A 19,133-nucleotide genomic window follows, 5' to 3' on the forward strand; every position below is an offset into this window, starting at 1 on the left:
TCGGCCGGCCCGGTTCCACCACATGCTGCGGGTGGCGAAGCTGACCTCGCCGATGTCGGTGGGCACCTGGATCCTCACCGTGTTCGGGCCGGCGGCCGGGGTCGCCGCCGTCGCCGAGGCGGGGCCGTGGCTGCCGGAGCGGGGTGTGCTCGGGGTGGGCCGTCGGCTGCTGGCCCCGGCCGGGTCGGCGGCCGGGCTGGTCGCCGCGGCCACCGCGCCGGCCCTGGCCACGTACACCGGGGTGTTGCTGGCCGACACGGCGGTGCCGGCGTGGCATGAGGCGTACCCGGACCTGCCGGTGCTCTTCGCGGGCAGCGCCCTGGCCAGCGGCGCGGGGGTGGGGTTGCTGGCCGTGCCGCCGGCGCAGAGCGGGCCGGCGCGGCGGATGGCGGTGGCCGGCGCGGCCCTGGAGCTGTACGGGGCGCACCGGGTGGAGACCCGCCTGGGTCTGCTCAGCGAGCCCTACCGGACCGGGACGGCGGGGCGGTTGCTGCGGGTGGGGCGGGCGTTGACCGTCGCCGGGGTGGCCGGCGCGGTGCTGGGTGGCCGGCACCGGGTGGTCGCCGCGCTCTCCGGCGGGGCGTTGCTGGCGGCGTCGCTGGCCACCCGGTTCGGCGTCTTCCACGCTGGGGTCGCCTCCGCCCGGGATCCGAAGTACACGGTGCTGCCGCAGCGGGAGCGGCTGGCCCGTCGGGCGGCCGGGGCGGGCTGAAGCGGCGTCGGCCGGTTTCGCACCTGGCCGCGCGGCCCGGGTCGGGCTGTGGTTCACTGCTGCCTGGAGGCGTTCAGGCGGCTGGTGCCCCTCCCGGTCTTCAACACCGGTGTGGTCCGGGATCCGGGCCAGGCGGGTTCGATTCCCGTCCGTCTCCGCCACGGGCCGTCGGCTCGCCGGCACCGGACGACCGAAAGTGGAACGGGATGGGCGACCTGCGGCGGCGGGTGCCGGGCACCGACACGCTGCTGGCCGAGCCCCGTCTGGCCGCCGCCGTGGCGACGGTGGGCCGGGACCGGGTCAAGGTCGCGATCGGCCGGGCGCAGGACCGGGCCCGGCGGGGTGAGATCCCCCCGGAGCGGGTCGCCGAGGCGGCGGTGGCCGCGTTGCCGTCGCCGGTTCCCCGCGCGGTGCTCAACGCCACCGGCGTCGTGCTGCACACCAACCTGGGGCGGGCGCCGCTGGGCGCGCCGGCCGTCGCGGCGGTGGTCGCCGCCGCCGGGCACACCGACGTCGAGCTGGACCTGGGTACCGGCCGGCGGGCCCGTCGGGGCCGCGACGCCCTCGACGCGCTCGCCGCCGCCGTCCCCGACGCCGGTGCGGTGCACGTGGTCAACAACGGGGCGGCGGCGTTGGTGCTCGCCGCGACCGCCCTGGCCGCCGGTGGGGAGATCGTGGTCAGCCGGGGCGAGCTGGTGGAGATCGGCGACGGGTTCCGGCTGCCGGACCTGGTGGCCAGCACCGGGGCCCGGTTGCGCGAGGTGGGCACCACCAACCGCAGCACCCTGGCCGACTACGCCGCGGCGATCGGGCCCCGCACCGGTTTCGTGCTCAAGGTGCACCCGTCGAACTTCGTGGTGACCGGCTTCACCCGGGCGGTGCCGGTGCGGGAGTTGGCCACCCTCGGTGTCCCGGTGGTCGCCGACATCGGTTCGGGGCTGTTGGCGGCCGACCCGCTGCTGCCCGACGAGCCGGACGCGGCGAGCACCCTGCGCGCCGGGGCGGCCCTGGTCACCGCCAGCGGCGACAAGCTCCTCGGTGGTCCTCAGGCCGGGCTGCTGCTGGGCGGGGCCGGCCTGGTGGAGCGGCTGCGCCGGCATCCGCTCGCGCGGGCGCTGCGGGTGGACAAGCTGACCCTGGCGGCCCTCGCGGCGACCCTCGGCGCCCCGGTGACCCCGGTGCACGCGGCCCTGCACGCCGACCCGTCGGCGCTGCGGGACCGGGTCGAGGGGCTGCGCGTCGCCCTGCACGCGGCCGGCCGTCCCGCCGAGACGGTGTCCAGCGTGGCCGTGGTCGGTGGCGGTGGCGCTCCGGGGGTGGAGTTGCCGTCGTGGGCGTTGAGCCTGCCGCAGCGGTACGCCGGGCCGCTGCGGACCGGTCGGCCGCCGGTGCTGGGCCGGGTGGTGCGGGGCCGGCTCCTGCTGGACCTGCGGTGCGTCCCGGTCGAGGCCGACCCGGTGGTACGCGACGCGGTGCTGGCCGTGCCGGCCGGCGACTGACATGTGGGTGGTGGCGACCGCCGGGCACGTCGACCACGGCAAGTCCACCCTGGTCCGGGCGGTGACCGGGATGGAACCGGACCGGTGGGCCGAGGAACGCCGCCGGGGCATGACCATCGACCTGGGGTTCGCCTGGACGACGTTGCCCTCCGGTGGCACGGTGGCCTTCGTCGACGTCCCGGGGCACGAGCGGTTCGTGCCGAACATGCTCGCCGGGGTCGGTCCGGTGCCGGCCGCGCTGGTGGTGGTCGCGGCGGACGGGGGGTGGATGCCGCAGTCGGCGGAGCACCTGGCCGCGCTGCACGCCCTCGGGGTGTCGCACGGGCTGCTGGTGGTGACCCGCGCGGACCTGGCCGACCCGGGGCCGGCGCTGCGGCGGGCCCGCGCGGAACTCGCCGCCGCCGGTCTCGGCGCGGTGGAGGCGGTCGCGGTCAGCGCGGTGACCGGGGCGGGGCTGCCCGAGCTGCGGGCGGCGCTGGACCGGTTGGGCGCCCGGCTGCCGCCGCCGGTGGTGGACGCCCCGGTGCGGCTGTGGGTGGACCGGTCGTTCACGGTGCGGGGCAGCGGCACGGTGGTCACCGGCACCCTGGGCGCGGGCCGGTTGCGGGTCGGGGACACCCTGGTGCTGGCCGAGGCCGGGGAGCCGGTGCGGGTGCGGGGGTTGCACGCGCTCGGGGTGGCCCGGGACGAGGTGACGGCGGTGGCGCGGGTGGCGGTGAACCTGCGCGGGGTGTCCCGGGAGCGGCTGGCCCGGGGTGACGCGCTGCTGACGCCCGGCCGGTTCCACCGCACCGACCTGGTCGACGTGCGGGTGGCCGGGGATCCGGTGGCCGACCTGCCGGCGGCGGTGATGCTGCACGTCGGCGCGGCGGCGGTGCCCGCCCGGGTCCGGCCGTTGGGGGTGGACACCGCCCGGTTGCGGCTGGCCCGTGCGCTGCCGCTGCTGGTCGGGGACCGGGCGGTGCTGCGCGACCCGGGTCGCCGGCACGTGGCCGGCGGGGTGCGGGTGCTCGACGTGGACCCGCCGCCGCTGACCCGCCGGGGTGCGGCGGCGGCCCGCGCGGTGGTCCTGGCCGGGCTGGACGGGCGACCGGACCTGGCCGGTGAGCTGCGTCGCCGGGGCCTGGTCCGGGCTGCGGCGCTGACCCGGATGGGGGTGGACCCGGCCGGTGCCCGTCCGGTGGCCGCCGACTGGCTGGCCGACCCGGGGCACTGGCGGCGGCTGCGCGGCGCCCTGGTGGCCGAGGTGACCCGGTACGCCGGGGAGCATCCGCTGGAGCCGGGGGCGCCGGTGGAGGTGCTGCGGCAGCGGCTGGACCTGCCCGACCGGGTGGTGGTGGAGGCGCTGGTCGCGGCGCCGCTGCGGCTGGCCGCCGGCCGGGTCGGGGTGGCCGGTGCCGCCGTGTTGCCCGAGCCGGTGGCGCGGGCGGTGGCCCGGCTGCGGGCCGACCTGGTCGACCGGCCGTTCCGGGCGCCGGAGGCCGAGCGCCTGACCGAGTTGGGGCTCGGCCCCCGGGAGATCGCCGCGGCGGTACGGGCCGGGGCGTTGCTGCGGCTGGCCGGGTCGGTGGTGCTGCTGCCGGGGGCGGTGGACGAGGCGGCGCGGGTGTTGGCGGCCCTGCCGCAGCCGTTCACGCTCAGCGCGGCCCGGCAGGCGCTGGACACCACCCGCCGGGTGGCGGTGCCCCTGCTGGAGGTGTTGGACGGGCGGGGGGTGACCCGTCGGCACCCCGACGACACCCGTTCCGTCGGTTGACCGGTCCCCGGGTCGGCCGGCGGGTGTTCGGCGGCACCGCCGGTCGGGGGCGGGCCGCTGTCCTAGGGTGGGGGCGTGGACCCTTCGGCGGTCTGGCGGGACCGCAACCACCGGTGGCGCATCGAGGCGTACCGGGCGCCGGACCTGCGGTTCGCCGTCTTCGCCACGAACGGCACCACCGAGTCGGCGCCGCTGTGGCTGTTCGGGATGCCGGCGTTGGCCCGGTGGCTGATGAGCCACGCGATCTCCCTGGACGACCTGGAGGCCGACTGAGCGGCGGTACCCGGACGGGGGACCATCCGGGCAACCGGGGGCAGAGCGCCACGGTCGCCGCGTACCGTCCGGCTGTGAACGACCGAGGATGGCGGACCTTCTTCGCGGTGCTCGCCGGGGTCGCGGTGATCTACTTCGGCACCACCGGGCGGGAGCCGGGGGAGGACGGCGGGATCTCCGGGGGGCTGATCGTGCTCGCCCTGCTCGCCGCCGCCCTGGTGTGGCACCTGACCCGGCCGGCGGCGAAGTGACCCCGGCCGGTCAGCGGGCGGCGGCGACGACCTCCCGGGCGGAGTCGCCGTCGAGGGCCACCCGCACCAGCGCCGAGGCGAACCGGCCGAAGTCGGCCCCGCCGACGAGGTCGGCCAGGCGTGCCGTCGAGGTGGGCAGGCCGAGGCGCCGCGCCCCGGCCAGCGCCCGCCGGTCGGCGTAGGGGCGCACGTCCGGCCAGACCGCCTGCGCCTCGCGGAGGAAGATGTCGGCGCCGGTGGGGCCGATCCCGGGGAACGCGGTGAGCAGCCGGCGCAGCGTGCCCGGGTCGCCGTCGGCGTCGTGGTGCAGTCGCCGCAGGTCGCCGCGCCACCGGTCCCGGCAGAGCTGGGCGCCGGTGCCGAGCATGGTGGCGGTGCGTTCGTCGTAGCGGCGGTAGTGGCCCCGGCCGAGCGCGTCGACCCGGTCCTGCCAGCTCGCCGCGGCCATCGCGGCCGGGGTGCGGTATCCGGCGGCGAAGAGTTCCCGGGCGGCGGCGAGGGCCACCCCGGCGCGGATCCGGGTGCTCAGCAGCGTGGTGAGCACGAGGAGCTGGTACAGCGGGCCCGGCCGGTCGGCCAGCCGGATGCCCGCCTCGTCGGCGTAGGTGCGGCCCTGCCGGTGCAGCAGGGCCCGCACCGTCGTGCGGTCGTCGGCCATGACCGGGGGTACCCGCCGGGCCGGCGGGTCAGTCGTGCGGGTGTGTCCGCAGCGGCGGCGGGTAAGCCGGCCGGGGTGGTCATCGATGCGCAGGGGGGAGACGACCGTGACGAATCCACAGCAGCCGGAGTTGCGCCGTAACGCGCGCAACCAGGCGGTGCAGGACGCGAAGGGTCCCGCTCCGGCGGGCGGTCCGCGTGGGCGGGCCGGGTCCCGGGGGGACGAGGGGCGTGCGGTGCCGCAGGGGCAGGTGTCGCCGTACGGCCCGGCGGGTGCGCCGGTGGCCGACGACGACAGCGACGACCGCTGACCACGGCACAGTGCCGGCCCGGGAACCCTGCGGTTCCCGGGCCGGCACTGTAGTTGCTCCCCGTACCCACCAATGTCCTAGGACGCCTTACGGGTGGTGTCCCCCACCACCCGAGCGCAACCGCCGCCAGGTGGTGGCGGCGGCGAGGCCGTACGCCAGGTGCGGCACCAGGTCGGCGACCCAGTCGGTACGACGCCAGGCGCGCGGATCGGTCACCCCGAGCGCCGTCATCGACCCGTCGGAGAGCGCCATGACGCCACCGCCGAGCAGCCCCACGGCCACCGGCAGCGGGGTCCGGCGACGGGTGGCGAGCAGGGCGAAGACCGCGCCGGCGGTGATTCCCAGGCCGTACCCGAGGACCGGGCCGAGCCCGGCGCGGCGGTTCGCGGCCCGCTCCGGTGGGCCCAGGTCCAGCCCGGTGACGTCGGCGAGGCGGCCGGCGCTCTCCTGCGGGGTGCTGCTCTCCGGGCGGGCCCGGACCACCATGTCGAGGTAGCTGACGACGTTGAGCGCGACGCTGCCCACCGCGCCGGCGATGGCCCCGTCGACGACCGGCGCCGGGCTCACTTCGGGTCACCCGGCTCGCGTTCGCCCTTGGGCCCGTACGTGCGCTCGCCCCGGACCACGCCGCGCTGGCCCCGGTCGTCCTGCAGGATCCGGTTGGCGACGTCGTTGGCCTCGCTGTCCGCCGCCCGCCCGGAGTTCTCGATCAGGTCGCGCAGCCGCGCGCGTTCCTTGTCGTACGCGTTGCTGCCCGGTCGTGGTCCCGGCATGTCGCCTCCCCGCGAGTCGCTGTGCGCTACCGGGGGCGTCTACCCGGCCAGGTCCGGGCCATGCCCGGCGGGTGGCCGGCGGCCGGGCGGGGTCAGTCGGGGGTGCGGGTGACCGCGACCGGGCAGGCGCTGTGGTGCAGGAGGGCCTGGCTGACCGAGCCGAGCAGCAGCCCGCCGAGGACGCTGCGGCGGTGTCCGCCGACGACGACGAGTTGTGCCTCGCGGGAGGCGTCGACGAGGGCGGTGCGGGCCCGGCCGCGCACGGTGCGGCGGGTGACGGGCAGGTCGGGCCAGTGGTCGGCCAGGCCGGCGACCGCTTCGGCGGCGACCAGGTCCTCCTCGGTGCGCAGGGCGGCCTCGTCGTGGACGAGGGGTTGCATGTCGCCGGGGCCGGTGGAGGCGGGGTGCCGGTAGGCGTGCAGGGCGACCAGGTGGGTGCCGCGGGTGGTGGCCTCGTGGGCGGCGAACGCGACGGCGTCGCGGGTGCGGGGGGAGTCGTCGACGCCGACGACGACCGGGCCGTGCGGGTGGGGGGTGCCGCGGGTGACCAGGACCGGGCAGGGGGCGTGCGCGGCGACCTGGACGGCGACGGAGCCGACGAGCAGGGCGGTGAACCCGCCGAGGCCCCGGTCGCCGACGACGATCATGGTGGCGGCGGGGGCTTCGCCGAGCAGGACGGCGGCGGCTTCGCCGTCGATGATCTCGCCGGTGACGCGGATGCCGGGGACGGTGGCCTCGGCGGTGGCGACGGCTTCGGCGACGAGGTGTTCGGCGGCGGGGCGCAGGCCGCCGCCGGGTGGGGCGTCGGGGGGTGGGCCGGTGGCGACGCGCAGCTTGGGCCAGATGAAGCCGTGGACGACGCGCAGGGGTCGGTGGTGGCGGTCGGCCTGGTGGGCGGCGAGGCGGACGGCGTCGAGCGCTTCGGGGGAGCCGTCCACGCCGACCACCACCGCTGCGCCGTCCGCCGTGTTCACCCCGCGCCTCCTGGCTCGTCGGTACCGGGGCCAGTATCGCCGGGTGGGGGCTGTCGTCGGGGCGATACCGGGGCATCGGTGGGGTGGGTACCCTGACGTGATCCATTTGGGAGGGAGCGTCGTCGATGGTTGGGGCTGACCTGGTCGAGGCGGAGCAGCCGAGTACGGCTCGGATGATCGATTACTGGTTGGGTGGGGAGCATCACGCGGCGGTGGACGTCGCGGCGGCGACCGCGTTCGAGGGGGCGTACGGGCCGTGTGCGCCGGTGTTCCGGGAGTTGCGGGCGTTCCTGGGGCGGGCGGTGCGGTCGATGGTCGCGGACGGGATGGACAGTTTCCTGGTGTTCGGTGCGGGGGTGCCGACCCGGGGGAACGTGCACGAGGTGGCGGCCGAGGCGTCGGTGTTGTACACGGACGTCGATCCGGTGACGATCCGGTTGGGGCAGCGGATCCTGGCCGGCAGTGACCGGGCGGGGTACGGGTTCGGGGACGCGACCGACATCGGGACGGTGGATCCGGCGCAGTTGCACCGGTTCGTGCCGGGGTGGGGGCGGCGGCCGGTGGGGGTGGTGTTCCTCGGGGTGGCGGCGTTCCTGGACGACGAGACGGTGGCGCGGACGTTGGACGAGGTGTACGCGGCGGCGGCGCCGGGCAGCCGGTTGGCGGTGGACTTCGACGGGACGGATCTGGCGGCGTATCCGCAGGCGTTGGCGATGATGGGGCCGGCGTACCGGATGCGGGAGCCGGCGGTGATGCGGTCGTTGTTGGGTCGGTGGGTGCCGACGGGGGAGGGGATCGTGCCGGTGGCGCGGTGGCGTCCGGAGGGTGAGCCGGTGGCGGTGCCGGACGCGTTCCACGGTGGGGTGGCGGTGCGGGCGGACTGAGCGCGGGGCCGGCGGGTCTCCTTCGTATGATGCTTGCCCTACTGCAAGAATCTTCGGAGGACGAGCATGCCGGATGCGCCCGCGCTGGTGTCACGCGCGTTGCGTGAGGTGCCGCCTGACCGGCTGGCCGAGGCCGCCGACCGGGCGATCCGGTCGGCGTTGGGCGCGCTGCGCACCGACGTGTTCATCGCCGACTACCGGATCAGTGGGCTGTGGCCGGTGTTGGATCCGCAGCTTCCCGACGCCGGGTTCCTCACCTGCCAGGGTGTGGCGCAGCGGTGTTTCAGCAGCCAGCAGCCGGTGTTGGACACCGGTGACGACGGCCGGTGCCGGGTGTACCTGCCGTTGACGGTGTGGGGGGAGCGGGTGGGGGTGCTGCTGGTGGAGTTGCCGGCGGCGCCGGTGGCGGGGGCCGTGGCGGTGGCGCGGGACGTGGCCGGTGAGGTGGCGGTGGCGTTGCGGGCGGCGGACCGGGGTACGGACCGGTACCAGCGGGTGCGGCGCCGGGAGCGGCTGAGCATGGCGGCGGAGATGCAGTGGGACCTGTTGCCGGGGCGCAGTGTGGACCAGGGCAGTTTCCTGTTGGCCGGGCAGCTCGATCCGGCGTACACGGTGGGTGGTGACCATTTCGACTGGTCGGTGGATGGTGACCGGTTGACGGTGACGGTGCTCAACGGGACGGGCACCGGGTTGCCGGCGGCGATGTTGACGGCGGTGGCGGTGAACGCGATGCGCAACGCCCGCCGGTCCGGTGGCGGGTTGGTGGAGCAGGCGGAGTTGGCCTCGGACACGCTCTACTACCAGCATCGGGGGGCGCGGCACGTGGCGACGTTGCTGTTGGAGGTGGACACCGGGTCGGGGCGGGTGCGGGCGGTGGACGCGGGGTCGCCGCACGTGCTGCGGGTGCGGGGTGGGGTGGTGACGCCGATCGCGTTGGAGCAGCAGTTGCCGTTGGGGATGTTCGCCGAGACGCGGTACGACGTGCAGGAGTTCGAGCTGGTGCCGGGGGACCGGTTGTTCGTGGTCTCCGACGGGGTGTACGCGGCGGATCCGTCCGGTCAGGAGGCGTACGGGGAGCGGGCGATGGCGCGGGCGATGCGGTCCACACGGCTGCAGCCGGCGACGGAGGCTGTTGGTACGGTGATGCGCGAGCTGCACGCCTATCACGCCGATTCCGATCTGCGCGACGATGCCGTGGTCGTCTGTCTGGACTGGCACGGTGCCCGTGGTCGGGGGGACGGATGCGGGCAGTAGCCGAGGGGGCGGCGGCCGAGTACGGGCGGGACAATCGCAGGGGACAGCGGGTGGAGCGAGCTCCGAACCTTGCCGCGGCGGTGGAGGCGGCAGCCGAGGCGCTGGTCGGTGTGCTCGACGCGGCGGTGTCCCGGCAGAACCTGACGGTGTCGCCGACGCAGTTGCGGGTGCTGGCGTTGGTCGCCGGGCGGCCGGGGTTGAACGTGAACCGGTTGGCGGTGCTGTTGGATGTGGTGCCGTCGTCGGCGAGCCGGTTGTGTGACCGGTTGGAGGCGACGGGGCTGTTGCGGCGGGTGGCCGATCCGCGGGACCGGCGGGAGGTCCGGCTGGTGTTGACGACGGCGGCGGAGGATCTGCTGCGGGAGGTGAAGGAGCGCCGGTACCGGGCGGTGCAGGTGGTGTTGGACCGGATGCCGGGTCGGGTGCAGCACGAGTTGCTGGGGGCGTTGGTGGCGTTCGGTCAGGCGGCGGTGGCGGAGGTGGCGGACGCACCGGACGCGCCGGCCCGGTCGGCCTGAGTCGGCGGGTTCTTCCGGCCCGCGTGGGTGAGCCGTGTCACATCGGATCGGGCAAAACGTCACCGACGAAGCCGTGGAACAGGGCCCGTTATAGTGGCAGCGCAAGTCACCGGCCCGCGATCGACCGATCGTGGGCCGTATCAGGCGGTCCCGCCCGGGGTGGGCGACGGGGTTCGGCGGTGGCACCGCGTGCGTGCGTTCGTGCCGTCCGGTCACGCTCGGGGGTCGGGACGCGCCCGCGGGGGGAGGTACGGTGTCGCGTCGGCCCGCTGGGGCAGGGCCCCGGCCGTCCTCGGGTGACGGGCGGGCGGGTACGCGGGACCGGGTTCTCACGCTGCCGAATCTGATCAGTTTCGTCCGGTTGCTCGGGGTGCCCCTGTTCCTGTACCTGTTCCTGGCCCTGCGCGCGGATGTCGCCGCGGTGGTGGTGCTGGCCATCGGTGGCACCACGGATTGGGTGGACGGGTGGGTGGCCCGCCGGTTGGGTCAGGTGAGCCGGCTGGGTGAGTTGCTGGATCCGTTCGCCGACCGGTTGTACATCCTGGCCACGTTGATCGCGTTCACCGTGCGTGAGGTGGTGCCGTGGCAGTTCACGGTGGCGTTGTTCGCGCGGGAGGTGTTGCTGCTCGGGTCGCTGGCGGTGTTGCGTCGGTACGGGTACGGTCCGCCGGCGGTGCACTACGTCGGGAAGACGGCCACGTTCCTGTTGCTGGCGGCGTTCCCGATCCTGTTGGTGGCGGCGGCGGTGCCGGGGGCGGCGACGGCCGCGGCGGCGGTCGGCTGGGGGCTGGCCTGGTGGGGTCTGGTGCTCTACTGGGTGGCCGGGGGGATGTACGTGGTGCAGGCGGGTCGGTTGGTGCGGGGCCGGGGAGCGTCGTCGTGAGCGGGGGTTCCGGTGAGCGGCGGAGCCGTCCGGACCGGGTGTACGCGCCGGACTTCCTGACCGAGTTGTTCCGCAACCCGTTGGATCCGGGGTACACGGACGCGGCGGCGCGGCGGGCGGCCGGTGGGTCGTCGGGGCCGGGGTGGCCGGCGCGGACGGTGAGCCTGGTGGTGCTGGTGGTGCTGGGGTTCCTGTTCGCGGTGGCGTACCGGCAGACGGTGGCGGAGGAGCCGGGGCGCAGTCAGGCGCGGGCCGGGTTGGTGACGCAGATCCGGGAGCGGGAGCAGCAGTCGGACCGGTTGACGGAGCGGTCGGACGAGTTGCGGGCCGAGGTGAGCCGGTTGCGGGCGGCGGCGTTGACGGGGTCGGCGGCGGCGCGGCTGCGGGACCTGGAGGCGGGCACCGGGGTCGGTCGGGTGCGGGGTGACGGTGTGGTGGTGCGGTTGGCCGACGCGCCGAACAATCCGGACGCGGTGACGGGTTCCAGTGGGCCGTCCCGGGTGATCTACAGCGATCTGCAGCGGGTGGCGAACGCGTTGTGGGGTGCGGGGGCCGAGGCGGTGGCGATCAACGGGCAGCGGTTGACGGCGACGTCGACGATCCGGTCGGCGGGGGACGCGATCCTGGTGGACTTCCGGCCGGTGACGGGGCCGTACGAGGTGTCGGCGATCGGGTCGGGTGAGTTGCGGGGTCGGTTCGACGGCAGTGGCGCGGCGGCGTTGATGCGGGAGGTCGCCGCGAAGACCGGTATCTCGTTCGGGGTGCGGCGGGCCGACGACCTCACCCTGCCGGCGGCGGCGGAGCCGCGGCTACGCTACGCGCGGCCGGCGGTCAGTCCGAGTCCGTCGGTGTCGCAGGACCGTTCCGCTGAGCCGTCCGGGTCGCGGACGGCTCCCAGCCCTTCTGGAGGTGGCCGGTGATCGCGGTGCTGGCGTTGCTCGCGGGTGTGGTGCTCGGGGTGTACCTGGACCCGACCGTTCCGGCGGCGTTGCAGCCGTACCTGCCGATCGCGGTGGTGGCGGCGTTGGACGCGGTGTTCGGTGGGGTGCGGGCGAAGTTGGACCGGATCTTCGACGACAAGCAGTTCGTGGTGTCGTTCATCTCGAACGTGCTGGTGGCGGGTCTGATCGTGTACCTGGGTGACCAGTTGGGGGTGGGTGGGCAGTTGTCCACCGGTGTGGTGGTCGTGCTGGGGGTGCGGATCTTCGGGAACGTGGCGGCGATCCGCCGGCACCTGTTCCGGGCGTAGGTTGGTGGCGTGAGCGAGGAGCACGCGGAGACGGGTACGGGGTGGCCGGCGTCGGGTCGGCCGTCGGGGCCGGTGGGTGAGCCGGATCCACGGCCGGACGCGCCGGCGGCGGACGAGGTGAGCGGGTTGGCGCCGCGGGGGCCTGCGGAGCGGTCGGAGGCGGTGCCGGCGGGTCCGGTCGCCGGGCCGCCGGACGCGGACCCCGACCCCGGTACGGAGTCGGGGTCGTCGGCCGGGCGGTCGGCGGACGACGACGGCGGGACGACGCTGGACCTGTCGCGGGCCTCGGACGCCCCGGACGCCCCGGACGTGCCGGGTGCCGCCGCGTCGGCGCGGCCGGTGCGGCGGTTCGGGTCGGCCGGTGTGGTGATCGCGGTGTTGTTGGCGCTGCTGGGGTTCACCCTGGTGGTGCAGTTGAAGACGACGTCGACGGATCCGTCGTTGACGGCGGCGCGGCAGGAGGACCTGGTGCGGATCCTGTCGGATCTGGACCAGCGGGAGAACCGGCTGCGGCAGGACATCGCGGCGTTGGAGGAGAGCCAGCGGCAGTTGACCTCGGGTGTGGCGGGGCGGCAGGCGGCGTTGGAGGAGGCGACGCGGCGGGCCGACGAGTTGGGCATCCTGGCGGGGACGTTGCCGGCGTCGGGGCCGGGGTTGTCGGTGCGGTTCGAGTCGGTGTCGAAGCCGTTGGAGGCGTTCCGGGTCCTGGACGCGGTGCAGGAGCTGCGGGGCGCCGGGGCGGAGGCGATGCAGATCGCGGGCGCGGGTGGGGACGCGGTGCGGATCGTGGCGTCGACGTACTTCCTGGACGCGGAGAACGGCGGGTTGCTGGTGGACGGTCGCCGGTTGTCGGGGCCGTACACGATCATGGTGATCGGTGAGCCGGACACGATGCGGACGGCGTTGCGGATTCCCGGCGGGGTGGTCGCCGCGGTGGCGCGGGCCGGCGGTAACGTGATCGTCGAGGAGCGTGAGGTCGTCGAGGTTTCGGCGCTGCACGAGCCGACCAAGCTGGAACACGCCCGTCCGGTCGAGTGACCGGCGCGGCCGGCACCGGTTCTCCGGTGCACCGATGGATGAAGGACGCGTCTGGTGATTCCTGAGGATCTGCGGTACACCGCCGAGCACGAGTGGGTGGTGGGCGACGGCAGTGGGACTGTGCGGGTGGGTGTCACCCAGTTCGCGCAGGACGCGCTGGGTGACATCGTGTTCGTCCAGTTGCCCGAGGTGGGGGCCGTGGTGGCGGCCGGGGAGTCGCTGGGTGAGATCGAGTCGACCAAGAGTGTGTCGGAGATCTACGCCCCGGTGGGTGGGACGGTGGCGGCGCGCAACGAGGCGTTGGCCGACACTCCTGAGGTGATCAACGCTGACCCGTACGGTGACGGGTGGTTGGTGGAGATCACGCCGGACGATCCGGCGGCGGTGGACGGGTTGTTGACCGCCGACGCCTACCGCGAGCTCACCGAGAGTTGAGTCGTGTGCCCGGGCTGTCGTGGAGGGCTTCTCCGCGCGTCCGGTTGCCCTGCATTTCGGCGCTGGCTAGGCTCGCCCAGTCGACCGAGAACCCAATAGTTGAGCGTTGCGGAATTGCCTTCCCTGGCACGGGGAGCCAGCCGCCGGGTGTGCGACTGCCCGGCGGCCAGACCCGGATACCCGACGCGACCGATCAGATCCGTGAGGTGGTCCCATGACGCGCCCAGACGACGAGTTCCCCCCACTCGACGTCACTTCGACGCTCAATCTCGGTTCGCTCGACGAAGTGCTGGAGGGCCCGGACACCGACGTGGTGCCGAGCCGGATGTCCGGCTCGTTGCCGCCGGGGATGGCGCTGCTGGTGGTCCGTCGCGGTCCGAACGCCGGTGCCCGGTTCCTGCTGGACCATGACGTGACGACCAGTGGCCGGCACCCGGACAGTGACATCTTCCTGGATGATGTGACGGTGTCGCGGCGGCACGCGGAGTTCCACCGTGACGGCGGGACGTTCACGGTGCGGGACGTGGGCAGCCTGAACGGCACGTACGTGAATCGCGAGCGGGTGGAGGCGGCCACGTTGAGCAACGGTGACGAGGTGCAGATCGGGAAGTTCCGGGTGGTCTTCATCGCGGGTCCGCGTCCGGAGGAGGAGGCCGGCCGGGGGTGAACGAGCCTGCGGCGTCGACGCCGCCGGGGGCGGCCCGCGCGCACCCGCTGATGAGTATCGGCGAGGTGCTGGCCCAGCTGCGGGTCGAGTTCCCGGACGTCACCATTTCCAAGTTGCGGTTCCTGGAGGCCGAGGGCCTGGTGGAGCCGCAGCGCACGGCTGCCGGTTACCGGAAGTACAGCTGGGACGACGTGGCACGGTTGCGGTTCGTGCTGACCGCGCAGCGGGACCAGTACCTGCCGTTGCGGGTGATCCGGGAGCAGCTGGCCGGGTGGGACGCGTCGGGTGAGGGCCCGGACCCGCCGCGGCCGACGTTGGTGGCGGTGGGTCCGGGTGGTGAGGTTCCGGGCCGGCCGGAGGCGGACCCGCCGGCGGAGTCGGCGCAGGTGCGCATGGGCCGGGTGGACCTGGTCACGCGCAGCGGGATCGACGAGTCGACGTTGGGCGAGTTGGAGCGGCTCGGGATCGTGGTCTCCGACCCGCCGGGCTGGTACGACGGCGACGCGTTGATCATCGCGCGGGCGGTGGCGGGTCTGGCGGCGTACGGGATCCAGCCGCGGCACCTGCGCGGGTACCGGACGGCGGCGGATCGTGAGGTGGGTCTGTTCGCGCAGCTCGTCGCGCCGTTGGCGCGGCAGAGTGATCCGGCGGCGCGGGCGCGGGCGGCGGAGACGGCGCGGGAGCTGGTGGCGCTGTCGCAGCAGTTGCACGCGGCGTTGGTGCGGGTGGGGTTGCGGTCGACGGTGGGCCGGTGACGGCCGGTGTCGGCGGTGGCCCGCCCGCGCGCCCGGCAACGGGCGGTCGCGGGGTTCGCGTGCCGGTGGTGCGGAGCGTGATGATCTGCTTCCGGTGGGCGTGTCGTAGGCTTGCCGGGGTAACCGCCTTTTCCGGGGCGCGGCGGGTGGGCTGGTAGCGCCTTCCACCGCCGGGTAGCGGTCCGTGTACCGTTCAGGGAAGGCACGGTGCGGGCATAGGGTGACAACGACACGGAGGCGGCGGTGCGCGAGCTGAGCGTGGTCGGAGTTCGGGTGGAGCTGCCCAGCAACCAGCCGATCGTCCTGCTCAGGGAGGTCGAGGGGGACCGCTATCTGCCGATCTGGATCGGCGCGGTCGAGGCGACGGCGATCGCCTACGAGCAGCAGGGGGTCAAGCCGGCCCGGCCGTTGACGCACGACCTGTTGCGGGACGTGCTGGCGGCGTTGCAGGCGCCGTTGCGGGCGGTGGAGATCACCGAGCTGAAGGAGAGCGTCTTCTACGCCGATCTGCTGATCGGTGACGGGGTGCGGGTGTCGGCGCGGCCGAGTGACTCGATCGCCCTGGCGTTGCGGGTGGGCGCCCCGATCCGGTGTGCGGAGCAGGTTCTCAGCGAGGCGGGGATCGTGATTCCCGACGAGCAGGAGGACGAGGTGGAGAAGTTCCGCGAGTTCCTGGAGCAGGTGAGTCCGGAGGATTTCGCGGGCTGAGGCGTCTCCCTGGTGGTGCCCGGGTCCCGGTGGTCCGCCGACGGTTACGGGCGGTGACGGCTCGCCGGGGGGCGGGGATTGTGGCTGCGCGGCGTGTCGCGGTGGTTTCTCCACGGTAACTCTTGAAGGTCGCTATAGGGTTGCCGTGTCGAGGGGTGCACGTCCCGCAGGCGACGTGTCACCGCACGGGCGGGGAGGGTGTCGGGATGCAGGAGCCGCGAGATTCCGATCCGGGTGTTCAGCACCACCAGCCGGGGACGACCCCGCCGGGTGCGATGACTGACGGTGACGATTCGGTGGGGTACCGGGGTGTGACGGCGTGTCACGCGGTGGGTATCAGCTACCGGCAGTTGGACTACTGGGCGCGGACGGCGTTGGTGGTGCCGAGTGTCCGGGACGCGTCGGGGTCGGGCACGCAACGGCTGTACTCGTTCCGCGACCTGGTGGTGCTCAAGGTCGTGAAGCGGCTGCTGGACGCCGGGGTGTCCCTGCAGAACATCCGCCGGGCGATCGAGGCGCTGCGGTCGCGGGGCGTCGCCGACCTGGCCGGCATCACGTTGATCTCGGACGGCACCACCGTGTACGAGTGCCGGTCCCCCGAGGAGGTCGTCGACCTGTTGCAGGGCGGCCAGGGGGTGTTCGGCATCGCGATCGGTGGGGCGTTCAAGGAGATCCAGGGGTCGCTGTCGCACCTGCCGGCGGAGCCGGTGGCGGCGCCGGAGACGTCGCCCGCGCCGCAGCCGACGGTCGGTGACGAGTTGGCGGCCCGGCGGGCCCGCCGCCGGGCGGGTTGATCCCTCGCACCCTCAAGGGTTGACAGCGGGCCCGGGTGACCGTCGGTCGCGGCCCGTCGACGCGGCACCGGGCGTCCCGGGTGGACCGCCGGGCCCCTCCCACGGTGGTGGGCCCGGCTGCCCGGGTTCCACCGTGGACGACGCCACCCCACCTCGATGTCACGGTGGGTGACCTGCGTGTCGGGATTCCGATAGGGCGGCGGTGACGCGGCGAGGCCGGCACGCTATCGTCCGTCATCGGTCCGCTTCCGCACGAAGTCCGTCGGGCCCGGCGGCGAGGTGCGTGCGCGGTCCGCTGCCCCTCGTCCCCTCCACCGGCGGAAGGATCGGCCGTGACGGCTACCGTGTCCGAAGAGTCCACCCCCCGCACCCCCTTCGAGCGGATCGGCGGCGCCGGCGCGGTCACCGCCGCCGTCGAGGCGTTCTACGACCGGGTCCTGGCCGACCCCGCGCTCGCCGGGTACTTCACCGGCGTCGACATGTCCGGTCAGCGCCGGCACCTGGCGGCGATGCTGACCGTGGTGCTCGGCGGCCCGGACACCTACGCCGGCCGGGGCCTGGCCGAGGCGCACCACCCGCTGGGCATCCCCGGCGACCACTACGCGCTGGTGGGCGCGCACCTGACCGCGACGCTGACCGGGTTGAGTGTGCCGGCGGACGTGCTGGCGCACGTCGGCACCGTGCTGGCCCAGGTGCGCGACCAGGTGGTGGCCCCCGGGACCGGTCCGGACGCCTGAGCGGTGGACGCGGCCCGGCTCACGCGTAGCTGGAACCTGGTCGCCGCGCACGGCGACCAGGTTCCGTTGTACTTCTACTCGACGTTGTTCCTGTCCCACCCGGAGATCCGGCAGATGTTCCCCACGAACATGGCCAGGCAGCGGGACCGGCTGGTGACCGCGTTGGGGCACATCGTGTCCCAGGTGGACCAGGCGGACCGGTTGGCGGGGTTCCTCCGGGACCTGGGAGCCGACCACCGCAAGTTCGCGGTCCGCGCGGAGCACTACCCGGCGGTGGGCGAGGCGCTGCTGGCGACGGTACGGCACTTCCTGGCCGACCAGTGGACCGACGACCTGGCCCGGGACTGGGCTGCGGCGTACGGGCTGGTCGCCCGGGTGATGACCGAGGCGGCGCAGGCGGCGGAGGAGGTGTCCCCGCCGTGGTGGGTGGCGGAGATCGTCGCGCACGACCGGCGGGGCTTCGACGTGGCGGTGCTGACCCTGCGCCCGCAGTACCTGCTGCCGTTCACCGCCGGCCAGTCGATCGGGGTGTCGCATCCGGCGGTGCGCTCCTGGCGGTACTACTCGCCGGCGAACGCGCCCCGCGCCGACGGCACCATCGAGGTGCACGTGCGGGCCGCGCCGGGCGGGGCGGTGTCGTCGCGGCTGGTGTACGGGTGCGCGGCCGGCGACCAGGTGCACCTGGCGGCCCCGGTGGGGGACCGGTTGACGTTGCGGGCGGCCGGGTCGGCGGACCTGCTGCTGCTGGCCGCCGGCACCGGGTGGGCGCCGGTGAAGGCGCTGGTGGAGCAGGTCGCCGGGGAGGGCTCCGGCCGGCGGGTCGCGTTGTACGTGGGCGCCCGCTCGCGCAGCGAGTTCTACGACGCCGACGCGATCGACAAGCTGGCGTCGGCGTGTCCGTGGCTGACGGTCAGCTACGTGGTGGGGGTGGACCTGGCCCGGCCGGGGGAGTTCGTGCACCCGGTGGACCGGGCGCTGGCCGACGGTGACTGGCGGGCCCGGCAGGTGTACGTGTGCGGGTCGGACGCGGCGGTGGCACACGCGGTGGCGGCGTTGACGCGGGCCGGCTACCACGCCGGGCAGATCCACCACGAGGGGTCCGGCGCGCAGTGGTACGGGCCGGCGTGGCGGACGGCGGTGCGGGCGGGCACGGCCCCTGACGGTTCCGGAGGTGTCCGGTGAGTGCGACCTCGATCGACAGGTACGACGGTGGCCAGGTGTCCGGGGGTGGGCAGGTGCGGATGACGGCGGACCGGGTCCGCCGGTGGGAGTTCGGGTCGGCGTCGTTCACCCGGCGCGGCTACGACCACGCGGACGTGGACCGGTTCCGGGTGCAGGTGGCCGACGAGTTGGACCTGCTGGCCACGCAGCTCGCGACGGTACGGGCGGAGAACGAACGGCTCAACGACCACGTGGAGCTGCACCGGCACGGGGTGATCCCGAGCGCGGGCGCGACCCCGGCGGCGTCGTCGGGCCCGCCGGCGCCGGCGGCGACGGAGGTGAACCTGCTGTCGGCGGCGCAGCGGGAGGCCGAGCAGATCATCGCGCAGGCCCACGACTACGCCCGGCGGGTCGCCGAGTACGCGCGCACGCAGTACGACAGCTACCTGCAGGCGGCGGCGGAGCAGGCGCGGGCCGAGGCGGAACGGGCGGTGCAGGAGTACCGGTCGTCGGCCGGCGCGGGGGCCGACGACGCGGTGGCCACCCGGGAGGCGCTGCGCATCTTCGGCGAGATGATGATCTCGCACATGCAGGCGGCGTCGCGGCACCTCGACGACGGCAGTCAGCAGTTGGCGCGGACGATGGACCGGTTGACCCGGGAGGCCGGCGCCGGCGTTCCGGCGCCGGCCGGGCATCCCCGGGCGGCGTTGCCCCGACAACAACCGCCGCGGGGATAGCCGCGCCCCCGGCGGGGGCCGTAGGACTGCCCGTGGGGGCCTGGCCGGCGGTACCCGGCGCGGGTTAGGTGGGTACCTGTCAGCCCTTCGCGGAACGGAGCCGACCA

25 protein-coding genes and 1 tRNA gene are annotated in these 19,133 nt (G+C 74.8%); 22 read left to right on the top strand and 4 right to left on the bottom strand.

From position 1 onward, the window contains the following. The 6 genes from nrfD to AWW66_RS34025 all read left to right on the top strand — a co-directional run. Positions 1-712, top strand: a 712-nt coding sequence (gene nrfD / locus AWW66_RS26290) for an NrfD/PsrC family molybdoenzyme membrane anchor subunit (RefSeq protein ID WP_067371580.1), incomplete at its 5' end; no start/stop codon positions are given. 65 nt (positions 713-777) lie between these two features. Then, positions 778-873 (top strand) — tRNA-Sec (locus tag AWW66_RS34020). Positions 874-918: 45 nt separating this feature from the next. Next, positions 919-2,211 (top strand): L-seryl-tRNA(Sec) selenium transferase, encoded by a 1,293-nt coding sequence (gene selA, locus AWW66_RS26295; RefSeq protein WP_067371583.1) that lies wholly within the window; start codon positions 919-921, stop codon positions 2,209-2,211. A gap of 1 nt (position 2,212) precedes the next feature. Further along, complete coding sequence (selB, locus tag AWW66_RS26300; RefSeq protein WP_067371586.1) at positions 2,213-3,967, top strand: selenocysteine-specific translation elongation factor; 1,755 nt, start codon at positions 2,213-2,215, stop codon at positions 3,965-3,967. Between the two features lie 75 nt (positions 3,968-4,042). After that, entirely contained in the window at positions 4,043-4,240 is a 198-nt protein-coding gene (locus AWW66_RS26305; protein WP_067371589.1) for a hypothetical protein, read from the top strand. A gap of 74 nt (positions 4,241-4,314) precedes the next feature. Continuing rightward, positions 4,315-4,491, top strand: a complete 177-nt coding sequence (locus AWW66_RS34025) for a hypothetical protein (RefSeq protein WP_157527961.1) — start codon at positions 4,315-4,317, stop codon at positions 4,489-4,491. 10 nt (positions 4,492-4,501) lie between these two features. On the opposite strand, the gene AWW66_RS26310 is transcribed toward AWW66_RS34025, so the two are convergent. After that, complete coding sequence (locus tag AWW66_RS26310) at positions 4,502-5,149, bottom strand: HhH-GDP family DNA glycosylase (RefSeq protein ID WP_067371592.1); 648 nt, start codon at positions 5,147-5,149, stop codon at positions 4,502-4,504. Positions 5,150-5,255: 106 nt separating this feature from the next. On the opposite strand from AWW66_RS26310, the gene AWW66_RS26315 reads away from it, so the two are divergent. Next, positions 5,256-5,459 (top strand): hypothetical protein, encoded by a 204-nt coding sequence (locus AWW66_RS26315; RefSeq protein ID WP_157527964.1) that lies wholly within the window; start codon positions 5,256-5,258, stop codon positions 5,457-5,459. Positions 5,460-5,546: 87 nt separating this feature from the next. Here the strand turns inward: AWW66_RS26315 and AWW66_RS26320 are convergent, their stop codons facing one another. The 3 genes from AWW66_RS26320 to AWW66_RS26330 all read right to left on the bottom strand — a co-directional run bounded on the left by AWW66_RS26320 (position 5,547) and on the right by AWW66_RS26330 (position 7,206). Continuing rightward, positions 5,547-6,026 carry a hypothetical protein gene (locus tag AWW66_RS26320; RefSeq protein WP_067371597.1) on the bottom strand — a complete coding sequence of 160 codons (480 nt, stop codon included), beginning with the start codon at positions 6,024-6,026 and terminating at the stop codon, positions 5,547-5,549. Then, on the bottom strand, positions 6,023-6,232 hold the full coding sequence (locus tag AWW66_RS26325; RefSeq protein WP_067371600.1) for a phosphatidylethanolamine-binding protein: 210 nt from the start codon (positions 6,230-6,232) through the stop codon (positions 6,023-6,025). Before AWW66_RS26325 ends, AWW66_RS26320 begins: the two co-directional genes overlap by 4 nt. A gap of 92 nt (positions 6,233-6,324) precedes the next feature. Continuing rightward, on the bottom strand, positions 6,325-7,206 hold the full coding sequence (locus AWW66_RS26330; RefSeq protein WP_067371602.1) for a universal stress protein: 882 nt from the start codon (positions 7,204-7,206) through the stop codon (positions 6,325-6,327). A 125-nt stretch (positions 7,207-7,331) separates the two neighbouring features. Here AWW66_RS26330 and AWW66_RS26335 point away from each other — a divergent pair, with 125 nt between their 5' ends. The 15 genes from AWW66_RS26335 to AWW66_RS26405 all read left to right on the top strand — a co-directional run bounded on the left by AWW66_RS26335 (position 7,332) and on the right by AWW66_RS26405 (position 19,026). After that, a complete protein-coding gene (locus AWW66_RS26335) occupies positions 7,332-8,090 on the top strand; it encodes an SAM-dependent methyltransferase (RefSeq protein ID WP_245648498.1) in 759 nt (252 codons plus the stop codon). Positions 8,091-8,156: 66 nt separating this feature from the next. Continuing rightward, entirely contained in the window at positions 8,157-9,344 is a 1,188-nt protein-coding gene (locus AWW66_RS26340; protein WP_067371605.1) for a PP2C family protein-serine/threonine phosphatase, read from the top strand. A 50-nt stretch (positions 9,345-9,394) separates the two neighbouring features. Beyond that, positions 9,395-9,862, top strand: a complete 468-nt coding sequence (locus AWW66_RS26345) for a MarR family transcriptional regulator (protein WP_067371608.1) — start codon at positions 9,395-9,397, stop codon at positions 9,860-9,862. A 253-nt stretch (positions 9,863-10,115) separates the two neighbouring features. Then, complete coding sequence (clsA, locus tag AWW66_RS26350) at positions 10,116-10,745, top strand: cardiolipin synthase ClsA (RefSeq protein WP_067371611.1); 630 nt, start codon at positions 10,116-10,118, stop codon at positions 10,743-10,745. Further along, positions 10,742-11,665, top strand: a complete 924-nt coding sequence (locus tag AWW66_RS26355; protein ID WP_067371614.1) for a DUF881 domain-containing protein — start codon at positions 10,742-10,744, stop codon at positions 11,663-11,665. The genes clsA and AWW66_RS26355 overlap by 4 nt, the downstream gene beginning before the upstream one ends. Further along, entirely contained in the window at positions 11,662-11,994 is a 333-nt protein-coding gene (locus tag AWW66_RS26360; protein WP_007071104.1) for a small basic family protein, read from the top strand. The genes AWW66_RS26355 and AWW66_RS26360 overlap by 4 nt, the downstream gene beginning before the upstream one ends. A 9-nt stretch (positions 11,995-12,003) precedes the next feature. After that, positions 12,004-13,032 (top strand): DUF881 domain-containing protein, encoded by a 1,029-nt coding sequence (locus tag AWW66_RS26365; RefSeq protein ID WP_067371617.1) that lies wholly within the window; start codon positions 12,004-12,006, stop codon positions 13,030-13,032. Positions 13,033-13,086: 54 nt separating this feature from the next. Then, entirely contained in the window at positions 13,087-13,467 is a 381-nt protein-coding gene (gcvH, locus tag AWW66_RS26370) for a glycine cleavage system protein GcvH (RefSeq protein ID WP_067371620.1), read from the top strand. 214 nt (positions 13,468-13,681) lie between these two features. Beyond that, complete coding sequence (gene odhI, locus AWW66_RS26375) at positions 13,682-14,134, top strand: oxoglutarate dehydrogenase inhibitor Odhl (protein WP_007071101.1); 453 nt, start codon at positions 13,682-13,684, stop codon at positions 14,132-14,134. A 50-nt stretch (positions 14,135-14,184) separates the two neighbouring features. Then, on the top strand, positions 14,185-14,889 hold the full coding sequence (gene ftsR, locus AWW66_RS26380) for a transcriptional regulator FtsR (protein WP_211272108.1): 705 nt from the start codon (positions 14,185-14,187) through the stop codon (positions 14,887-14,889). Positions 14,890-15,132: 243 nt separating this feature from the next. Beyond that, the gene (locus AWW66_RS26385; protein WP_067371626.1) at positions 15,133-15,597 is read left to right on the top strand and encodes a bifunctional nuclease family protein; all 465 of its coding nucleotides are present in this window, start codon (positions 15,133-15,135) and stop codon (positions 15,595-15,597) included. Between the two features lie 206 nt (positions 15,598-15,803). Continuing rightward, positions 15,804-16,391 carry a MerR family transcriptional regulator gene (locus AWW66_RS26390; RefSeq protein ID WP_067371629.1) on the top strand — a complete coding sequence of 196 codons (588 nt, stop codon included), beginning with the start codon at positions 15,804-15,806 and terminating at the stop codon, positions 16,389-16,391. 332 nt (positions 16,392-16,723) lie between these two features. Continuing rightward, entirely contained in the window at positions 16,724-17,128 is a 405-nt protein-coding gene (locus AWW66_RS26395) for a group I truncated hemoglobin (RefSeq protein WP_067371631.1), read from the top strand. A 3-nt stretch (positions 17,129-17,131) separates the two neighbouring features. After that, on the top strand, positions 17,132-18,310 hold the full coding sequence (locus tag AWW66_RS26400; protein ID WP_067371634.1) for a globin domain-containing protein: 1,179 nt from the start codon (positions 17,132-17,134) through the stop codon (positions 18,308-18,310). Continuing rightward, on the top strand, positions 18,307-19,026 hold the full coding sequence (locus AWW66_RS26405) for a DivIVA domain-containing protein (RefSeq protein ID WP_067371638.1): 720 nt from the start codon (positions 18,307-18,309) through the stop codon (positions 19,024-19,026). Before AWW66_RS26400 ends, AWW66_RS26405 begins: the two co-directional genes overlap by 4 nt. Positions 19,027-19,133 lie beyond the last annotated feature (107 nt).

The sequence above is a fragment of the Micromonospora rosaria genome (assembly GCF_001567585.1).
GTDB classification, from domain to species: domain Bacteria; phylum Actinomycetota; class Actinomycetes; order Mycobacteriales; family Micromonosporaceae; genus Micromonospora; species Micromonospora rosaria.

Excerpts from the sequence above, each read along its gene's own strand:
- AWW66_RS26310 (WP_067371592.1), bottom strand. The coding sequence starts at position 5,149 with ATGGCCGACGACCGCACGACGGTGCGGGCCCTGCTGCACCGGCAGGGC.
- selA (WP_067371583.1), top strand. The coding sequence starts at position 919 with ATGGGCGACCTGCGGCGGCGGGTGCCGGGCACCGACACGCTGCTGGCC.
- AWW66_RS26325 (WP_067371600.1), bottom strand. The coding sequence starts at position 6,232 with ATGCCGGGACCACGACCGGGCAGCAACGCGTACGACAAGGAACGCGCG.
- selB (WP_067371586.1), top strand. The coding sequence starts at position 2,213 with ATGTGGGTGGTGGCGACCGCCGGGCACGTCGACCACGGCAAGTCCACC.
- AWW66_RS26335 (WP_245648498.1), top strand. The coding sequence starts at position 7,332 with ATGGTTGGGGCTGACCTGGTCGAGGCGGAGCAGCCGAGTACGGCTCGG.
- odhI (WP_007071101.1), top strand. The coding sequence starts at position 13,682 with ATGACGCGCCCAGACGACGAGTTCCCCCCACTCGACGTCACTTCGACG.
- AWW66_RS26340 (WP_067371605.1), top strand. The coding sequence starts at position 8,157 with ATGCCGGATGCGCCCGCGCTGGTGTCACGCGCGTTGCGTGAGGTGCCG.
- ftsR (WP_211272108.1), top strand. The coding sequence starts at position 14,185 with ATGAGTATCGGCGAGGTGCTGGCCCAGCTGCGGGTCGAGTTCCCGGAC.
- AWW66_RS26390 (WP_067371629.1), top strand. The coding sequence starts at position 15,804 with ATGCAGGAGCCGCGAGATTCCGATCCGGGTGTTCAGCACCACCAGCCG.